Raw genomic sequence first — 7,813 nt, 5'->3', positions numbered from 1 at the left:
GGGCCGGGTCTGCTGGTCGTCGTCCGCGTCCGGGTGGTCGTCGGGGGCCGCGTGATCCAGCCAGTCGTCGTGGGCCATGTGATCCAGCCAATCACCCGGGCAGGGCCCCCGCTGGCGTACTCGCGCATTCGTTCGCTATTGACTAGCCCTATTCATCCCCTCAGGATGTGAATAACAAGGTCACAGTCGCGAGGAGGCACCGCCCCATGTCCGGACCCCGCCCCGTACGAGCACCGCGCGGCACGGAACTGAACACCTTGGGATGGCAGCAGGAAGCCGCCCTCCGGATGCTGCAGAACAACCTCGACCCCGAGGTCGCCGAGCACCCCGACAAGCTCGTCGTCTACGGCGGCACCGGCAAGGCGGCCCGCGACTGGCGCTCCTTCGACGCGATGGTCCGCACGCTGAGGACCCTGAAGCAGGACGAGACGATGCTCGTCCAGTCCGGCCGCCCGGTCGGCGTGATGCAGACCCACGAGTGGGCGCCGCGCGTCCTGATCGCCAACTCCAACCTCGTCGGCGACTGGGCGAACTGGGAGGAGTTCCGCCGCCTGGAGCAGCTGGGCCTGACCATGTACGGGCAGATGACCGCGGGCTCCTGGATCTACATCGGCACGCAGGGCATCCTCCAGGGCACGTACGAGACGTTCGCCGCCGTCGCCGCCAAGAAGTTCAACGGCACCCTCGCCGGGACGATCACCCTCACCGCCGGCCTCGGCGGCATGGGCGGCGCCCAGCCGCTCGCCGTCACCATGAACGACGGCGTCGCCATCTGTATCGACTGCGACCCGCGCGCGATCGAGCGCCGCATCGAGCACAAGTACCTCGACGTGCGGGCCGACTCCCTGGAGCACGCGCTCCAGCTCGCCGTCGAGGCGCGGGACGCCCGCCGCCCCCTCTCCATCGGCCTGCTCGGCAACGCGGCGGACCTGGTGCCCCGCATGCTCGCCGAGTCCGCCCCCATCGACATCGTCACGGACCAGACCTCCGCCCACGACCCGCTCGCGTACCTGCCGAGCGGCGTCGACTTCGACGAGATGCAGTCGTACGCGACGAAGGACCCGGCGGGCTTCACGGCCCGCGCGCGCGAGTCGATGGCCAGGCACGTCGAGGCGATGGTCGGCTTCATGGACGCGGGCGCCGAGGTCTTCGACTACGGCAACTCGATCCGCGGCGAGGCCCAACTGGCGGGCTACGAGAGGGCGTTCGCCTTCCCCGGCTTCGTGCCCGCCTACATCCGCCCCCTCTTCTGCGAGGGCAAGGGCCCCTTCCGCTGGGCGGCCCTGTCGGGTGAGGCCTCCGACATCCACAAGACCGACAAGGCGATCCTCGACCTCTTCCCGGAGGCTGAGTCCATTCAAAACGCGTCGCTGCACCGCTGGATCAAGATGGCGGGCGAGCGCGTCCACTTCCAGGGCCTGCCCGCCCGCATCTGCTGGCTCGGCTACGGCGAGCGCGACAAGGCGGGCGAGCGCTTCAACGACATGGTCGCCTCCGGCGAACTCCAGGCCCCCCTCGCCATCGGCCGCGACCACCTGGACTGCGGCTCGGTCGCCTCCCCCTACCGCGAGACGGAGGCCATGCTCGACGGCTCCGACGCGATCGCCGACTGGCCGCTCCTGAACGCCATGGTGAACGTGGCATCGGGCGCCAGCTGGGTCTCCCTGCACCACGGCGGCGGCGTCGGCATGGGCCGCTCGATCCACGCGGGCCAGGTCTCGGTGGCCGACGGCACGAAGATCGCCGGAGAGAAGATCCGGCGCGTTCTCACCAATGACCCCGGGATGGGCGTCATCCGGCATGTGGACGCCGGGTACGACATCGCGGAGTCCGTGGCGGACGAGCGGGGCGTACGGGTTCCCATGCGGGAGGGGGAGTGAGTAATTCAGCCTCTCCGGCGATTGAGGAGCGGGGTCCGGGGCGGAGCCCCGTGTCCTTCCAGGAAATGTGGCGGGACCTGAGTTCGATTGGGCGAGACGCCAGCACTGGTGGCTACCGCCGCTACGCCTGGACCGGCGCGGACACCGACTGCCGCGCCTGGTTCAAGGCTCAGACGGATACCCGCGGGCTGACGTACGAACTGGACCGCAACGGCAACCAGTGGGCCTGGCTCGGCGACCCGGGCCAGGGGGACGCCGTCGTCACCGGCTCCCACCTGGACTCCGTACCCGACGGCGGCGCCTTCGACGGTCCCCTCGGCGTCGTCTCCGCCTTCGCGGCCCTGGACGAACTGCGCGCCCGCCGCAAGGAGTTCACCCGGCCCCTCGCCGTCGTCAACTTCGGCGACGAGGAAGGCGCCCGCTTCGGCCTGGCCTGCGTGGGGTCGAGGCTCACCGCGGGAAAACTCACCGTCGAGGCGGCGCACAAGCTCCGGGACGGCGACGGCATCACGCTGCCCCAGGCGATGGAGGCGGCGGGCTACGACCCGTACGGAATCGGCCCCGACCCCCAGCGCCTCGCCCGCATCGGCGCCTTCGTCGAGCTCCATGTCGAGCAGGGCCGTGCCCTGGACCTGACCGGCGACCCCGTCGGCATCGCGTCCGCCATCTGGCCGCACGGCCGCTGGCGCTTCGACTTCCGGGGCGAGGCCAACCACGCGGGCACGACCCGGCTCGCGGACCGCAGGGACCCCATGCTGACGTACGCGGAGACGGTGCTCGCCGCCCGCCGCGAGGCCGAACTGGCGGGCGCGGTCGCCACGTTCGGCAAGATCTCCGTCGAGCCGAACGGCGTCAACGCCATCCCCTCCCTCGTGCGCGGCTGGCTCGACTCCCGCGCCGCCGACCAGCCGACCCTGGACACGGTCGTCACCGGCATCGAGAAGGCGGCACGCGAGTACGCGGACAGGCACGGCATCGACCTCGACGTCGTACGCGAGTCCTTCACGCCGGTCGTGGAGTTCGAGGACGCCCTGCGCGACGAACTCGGCGCCATCCTCGGCGGAGAGAACGGCCGCCCGGCCCCGGTGCTCGGCACGGGCGCGGGCCACGACGCGGGTATTTTGTCCGGCTCCATCCCCACCGCCATGCTGTTCGTACGCAACCCCACGGGCGTCTCGCACTCCCCGGCGGAGTTCGCCGCCGAGGACGACTGCGTGGCCGGGGTGACCGCACTCGCCGACGTACTGGAAGGGCTGGCCTGCAAGTGACGACGGACGCGAAGGCGCAGACGTACTGGCTGGAGCACGCCTGGCTCGGCACCCACGTCGAGCCCGGCGTGGCGGTGGAGGTGACGGGCGAGCGGATCACGGCCGTCCGCGAGGGCGTCCAGGCGCCGCCGCCGGGCACGACGGTCCTGCGCGGCCTGACGCTCCCCGGCCTCGCCAACGCCCACTCCCACGCCTTCCACCGCGCCCTGCGCGGCACCGTCCAGGTCGGCTCGGGCACCTTCTGGACGTGGCGCGAGGTCATGTACGCGGTGGCGGACCGGCTCACCCCCGAGACGTACCACGCGCTCGCCCGGGCGGTGTACGCGGAGATGGCGCTGGCGGGCATCACGACGGTGGGGGAGTTCCACTACCTCCACCACGGACCGGGCGGCACCCCGTACGCCGATCCCAACGCGATGGGCGAGGCGCTGATCCAGGCCGCGTCGGACGCGGGCGTGCGCATCACGCTCCTGGACACGGCGTACGTGGCCTCAGGACTGCTCTCCGAGACGCGCGGCGAGCCCCCCAACCGCCACCAGCTCCGCTTCTCCGACGGCACGGCCGACGCGTGGGCCGAGCGGGCGTCGGCGCTCAAGGAACGCCCCCACGCCCGTATCGGGGCGGCGATCCACTCCGTACGGGCCGTCCCCGCCGGGCAGCTGGGCGTGGTCGCGCGGTGGGCGGCCGAGCGCGAGGCCCCCCTCCACGTCCACCTCTCCGAACAGACGGCGGAGAACGACGCCTGCCAGGCCGTGCACGGCTGTACGCCCACGCAGCTGCTCTTCGACCGCGGAGTGCTCGGCACCCGCACGACCGGCGTCCACAACACGCACCTCACCGAGGAGGACATCGGGCTGCTCGGCCGCACCACGACGGGCACATGCATGTGCCCGACGACCGAACGGGACCTGGCGGACGGCATCGGCCCCGCCGCGAGCCTCCACCGGGAGGGCAGCCCCCTCTCCCTGGGCAGCGACAGCCACGCGGTGATCGACATCCTCGAAGAGGCGCGGGCGATGGAGCTGAACGAACGGCTGCGCTCGCACACGCGGGGCCACTGGACGGCGGCGGCGCTGCTGCGGGCGGCCACCGCCGACGGGCACGCGGCACTCGGCTGGCCCGACGCGGGCGTGATCGAGCGGGGCGCTCTGGCGGACCTCACGACGATCGCCCTCGACTCGGTGCGCACGGCGGGGCCCCTCCCGCGCCTCGCCGCCGAGACGGCGGTCTTCGCGGCGACGGCGGCGGACGTCCGGCATGTCGTGGCCGGGGGCCGGGTGGTCGTACGGGATGGTTCCCACGCGCTGATTCCCGACGTCCCGTCGGCACTGGCCGAGGCGATCACGGCGCTACGGGACTGACGTCGTCCCCGAGCAGGTCCTCTGCCCGGGGCCCCGCCCCGGACCCCGCTCCTCGAACGCCGGAGGGGCTGAACCTTCCCCCACCCCCGGAGACGCCATGACCACCACCCTCATCACGAACATCGCAAGCCTCGTCACCAACGACCCCGCGCAGGGCGACGGCACCCCCCTCGGCCTTCTGACGGACGCCGCCGTCGTCCTGGACGGCGAGAACATCGCCTGGGTGGGCCCGGCGGACAAGGCCCCGGCGGCGGACGAGACGTACGACGCCGAAGGCCGCGCCGCCATCCCCGGCTTCGTCGACTCCCACTCCCACCTCGTCTTCGCGGGCGACCGCACCCAGGAGTTCAACGCCCGCATGTCGGGCCGCGCCTACTCCGCCGGAGGCATCCGCACCACCGTCGCCGCGACCCGCGCCGCCACCGACGAGGAGCTGGAGGCGAACGTCACCCGCTACCTCGCCGAGGCCCTCCGCCAGGGCACCACCACCTTCGAGACGAAGTCGGGCTACGGCCTGACCACGCACGACGAGGCCCGCGCCCTGCGCATCGCGGCCCGGCACACGGACGAGGTCACGTTCCTCGGCGCGCACATCGTCTCGCCGGACTATGCGGAGGACCCGGCGGCGTACGTGGAACTGGTCACCGGCGAGATGCTGGACGCCTGCGCCCCGCACGCCCGCTGGATCGACGTCTTCTGCGAGAAGGGCGCGTTCGACGGCGACCAGGCCCGCGCGATCCTCACGGCGGGCAAGGCGAAGGGCCTGCACCCCCGCATCCACGCCAACCAGCTCTCGTACGGCCCCGGCGTCCAGCTCGCCGTCGAACTGGACGCGGCGAGCGCCGACCACTGCACGCACCTGACGGACGCGGACGTCGACGCCCTGGCTCAGGGCAACACGGTGGCGACGCTCCTGCCGGGTGCGGAGTTCTCCACCCGCGCCGAATGGCCCGACGCCCGCCGCCTCCTGGACGCGGGTGCGACCGTGGCCCTCTCCACGGACTGCAACCCGGGCTCGTCCTTCACCTCCTCCGTGCCGTTCTGCATCGCCCTGGCGGTACGGGACATGGGCATGACCCCGGACGAGGCGATCTGGTCGGCGACGGCGGGCGGCGCGAAGGCGCTGCGCCGCACCGACGTCGGCGTCATCCGCGAGGGCGCCCGCGCCGACCTGGCCCTCCTCGACGCCCCGAGCCATGTCCACCTGGCGTACCGGCCGGGGGTCCCGCTGGTCGCCGAGGTGTGGCAGCGGGGCACCCGCACGAGCGGCGGACCGCTCAGCCGCCCTGGCCGCTGACGGCGGTGACGCGGATCTCGACCCGCATCCCGGGGGCGCCGAGCGCGGGCACCCCGATCTGAGTCCAGATGGGCGCGCGGTCCCCCATGCGGCGGCGGAACTGCTCGACCATGACCCGGGTGTGGTCGTCGCCGATGGTGTCCGCCGCGGTGGGCACGTGGTACGAGTTCACGGAGACGACATCGGGCCAGCCGGCCCCGGCCAGGGCGAGGGTTCGCTCGACGTTGTCGAAGGCCCGGACGATCTCGTCCTCCAGGGCCTTGGGGAAGGTGAAGTCGTCGTCCCACCCGCCTTGTCCGGAGGTCTCGACGCGGTCTCCGGTCCGCACGGCCTGGCTGTAGCGCAGGGCGGACAGCAGCGTCTCGCCGTAGCCGGGGGTGACGAAGAACTCGGGGGCGTTCGGAGCGGTGACGGACATGGCAGATCCCCTCGTTTGACTTCACGTGTGTAGTGAAGTGGAGGGCGAACGTAACACACTCTCACTTCACGCTTGAAGTGTTTTCGGAGATGTGCGCACTGCCCGATTGATAGGCTGACCGGCATGACCAGCTCCCCGCCCCCGGACGCCGGCACCGCTGACGAGCCGCAGTGGCTCACCGCCGCCGAGAAGGAGGCCTGGACCGGGCTGGCCTCCCTGGCCCTGCTCCTGCCGGGGCGGCTGGAGTCGCCGCTCCAGCGCGAGTTCGGCCTCTCCCTCTTCGAGTACCTGACCCTCAGCCACATCTCCGAGAGCCCCGAGCGCCGCCTGCGGATGAGCGAACTGGCCTACCTGGCCAACGGCTCGCTCTCCCGCCTCTCGAACGTCGTCAAGCGGTTCGAGAAGCGCGGCTGGGTGGAACGCTTCCCCGACCCCGACGACGGCCGCTTCACGCTCGCCGCCCTGACCGACGCGGGGTACGAGGTGGTCACTGCCGCGGCGCCGACGCACGTGCGCGCGGTACGCGAACTCGTACTGGATCCCCTCACCGCCGCCGACCAGCGCGCCCTCGCCCGCATCGCCGCCAAGTTGCGCACGCGGCCCGCGGATCTGGCTGCTCCCGGCGGGTGACTTCCCCCAGCGTGTGACGGGCGACAGAAAAATGGGGCCCGCTCCGTCAAGGAGCGGGCCCCACGAGGCCGTTCGAGCGCACAGCGGCGCCGCGCCGGCTCACTCCTCGACCGTCAGTCCCTTGCGGAGCTTGACGAGAGTCCGCGACAGCAGTCGCGACACGTGCATCTGCGAGATGCCCAGCTCCTCGCCGATCTCCGACTGCGTCATGTTGGCGACGAAGCGGAGGGAGAGGATCTGGCGGTCGCGCGGCGGCAGCTCGGCGATCAGCGGCTTCAGCGACTCGATGTACTCGATACCCTCGAGGCCGTGGTCCTCGTAACCGATGCGGTCCGCGAGCGCGCCCTCGGAGTCGTCCTCCTCGGGCTGGGCGTCCAGCGAGCTGGCCGTGTAGGCGTTGGAGGCGGCCATGCCCTCGACGACCTCGTCGTTCGAGATGCCGAGGCGCTCGGCGAGTTCGCCGACCGTGGGGGCGCGATCGAACTTCTGGGCGAGTTCGTCGCCCGCCTTGGCGAGGTCGAGCCGGAGTTCCTGGAGGCGGCGCGGGACCCGCACCGACCAGCTCGTGTCACGGAAGAAGCGCTTGATCTCACCGACGATCGTCGGCATCGCGAACGTGGGGAACTCCACACCGCGGCTGAGTTCGAAGCGGTCGATCGCCTTGATGAGGCCGATCGTGCCGACCTGGATGATGTCCTCCATCGGCTCGCTGCGGGAGCGGAACCGGGAGGCCGCGAACTTCACCAGGGCGAGGTTCAGCTCGACCAGGGTGTTGCGGACGTACGAGTACTCGTGGGTGCCTTCCTCGAGCGATTCGAGGCGCCCGAAGAGAGTCTTGGACAGGGCCCGCGCGTCCAGCGCCCCCACCTTGTCGTACGGCGGGATCTCGGGAAGGTCGTCGAGGCCTTCCGGGGTCTCCGGGGCTTCCAGGCCCTCCGGGGACGGCTGGGGCTCGTGGG

Annotated in this window: 7 protein-coding genes; 5 read left to right on the top strand and 2 right to left on the bottom strand. The window is 71.8% G+C overall.

Annotation, left to right across the window (positions count from 1 at the left end; translation table 11 throughout):
- Positions 1–206: 206 nt before the first annotated feature.
- The 4 genes from hutU to hutI all read left to right on the top strand — a co-directional run bounded on the left by hutU (position 207) and on the right by hutI (position 5,806).
- Entirely contained in the window at positions 207–1,880 is a 1,674-nt protein-coding gene (gene hutU / locus GKQ77_RS22760; protein WP_219690789.1) for a urocanate hydratase, read from the top strand.
- 65 nt (positions 1,881–1,945) lie between these two features.
- Positions 1,946–3,148, top strand: coding sequence for an allantoate amidohydrolase (locus GKQ77_RS22755; protein ID WP_219690791.1), 1,203 nt, complete (start codon positions 1,946–1,948; stop codon positions 3,146–3,148).
- On the top strand, positions 3,145–4,509 hold the full coding sequence (locus tag GKQ77_RS22750) for a formimidoylglutamate deiminase (RefSeq protein ID WP_219690788.1): 1,365 nt from the start codon (positions 3,145–3,147) through the stop codon (positions 4,507–4,509). The genes GKQ77_RS22755 and GKQ77_RS22750 overlap by 4 nt, the downstream gene beginning before the upstream one ends.
- Positions 4,510–4,606: 97 nt before the next feature.
- Positions 4,607–5,806 carry an imidazolonepropionase gene (gene hutI / locus GKQ77_RS22745; RefSeq protein ID WP_219690787.1) on the top strand — a complete coding sequence of 400 codons (1,200 nt, stop codon included), beginning with the start codon at positions 4,607–4,609 and terminating at the stop codon, positions 5,804–5,806.
- On the opposite strand, the gene GKQ77_RS22740 is transcribed toward hutI, so the two are convergent.
- Complete coding sequence (locus GKQ77_RS22740; protein ID WP_219690786.1) at positions 5,787–6,224, bottom strand: RidA family protein; 438 nt, start codon at positions 6,222–6,224, stop codon at positions 5,787–5,789. The two genes, hutI and GKQ77_RS22740, sit on opposite strands and share 20 nt — an antisense overlap.
- Positions 6,225–6,347: 123 nt before the next feature.
- On the opposite strand from GKQ77_RS22740, the gene GKQ77_RS22735 reads away from it, so the two are divergent.
- Entirely contained in the window at positions 6,348–6,854 is a 507-nt protein-coding gene (locus GKQ77_RS22735; RefSeq protein ID WP_219690785.1) for a MarR family winged helix-turn-helix transcriptional regulator, read from the top strand.
- Between the two features lie 99 nt (positions 6,855–6,953).
- Here the strand turns inward: GKQ77_RS22735 and GKQ77_RS22730 are convergent.
- Positions 6,954–7,813 (bottom strand): RNA polymerase sigma factor SigF (locus tag GKQ77_RS22730; RefSeq protein WP_372459957.1); only part of this gene is annotated, 860 nt, incomplete at its 5' end.

It is taken from the genome of Streptomyces anatolicus (assembly GCF_019400875.1).
Taxonomy (GTDB): Bacteria; Actinomycetota; Actinomycetes; order Streptomycetales; family Streptomycetaceae; genus Streptomyces; species Streptomyces anatolicus.
The sequence above is the reverse complement of the archived record's forward strand: the minus strand, read 5'-3'. Positions and strand labels throughout refer to the sequence as shown.

What these genes read in the sequence shown, in the direction of transcription:
- GKQ77_RS22755 (WP_219690791.1), top strand. Translation starts at nt 1,946, where the DNA reads ATGTGGCGGGACCTGAGTTCGATTGGGCGAGACGCCAGCACTGGTGGC.
- GKQ77_RS22735 (WP_219690785.1), top strand. Translation starts at nt 6,348, where the DNA reads ATGACCAGCTCCCCGCCCCCGGACGCCGGCACCGCTGACGAGCCGCAG.
- GKQ77_RS22740 (WP_219690786.1), bottom strand. Translation starts at nt 6,224, where the DNA reads ATGTCCGTCACCGCTCCGAACGCCCCCGAGTTCTTCGTCACCCCCGGC.
- hutI (WP_219690787.1), top strand. Translation starts at nt 4,607, where the DNA reads ATGACCACCACCCTCATCACGAACATCGCAAGCCTCGTCACCAACGAC.
- hutU (WP_219690789.1), top strand. Translation starts at nt 207, where the DNA reads ATGTCCGGACCCCGCCCCGTACGAGCACCGCGCGGCACGGAACTGAAC.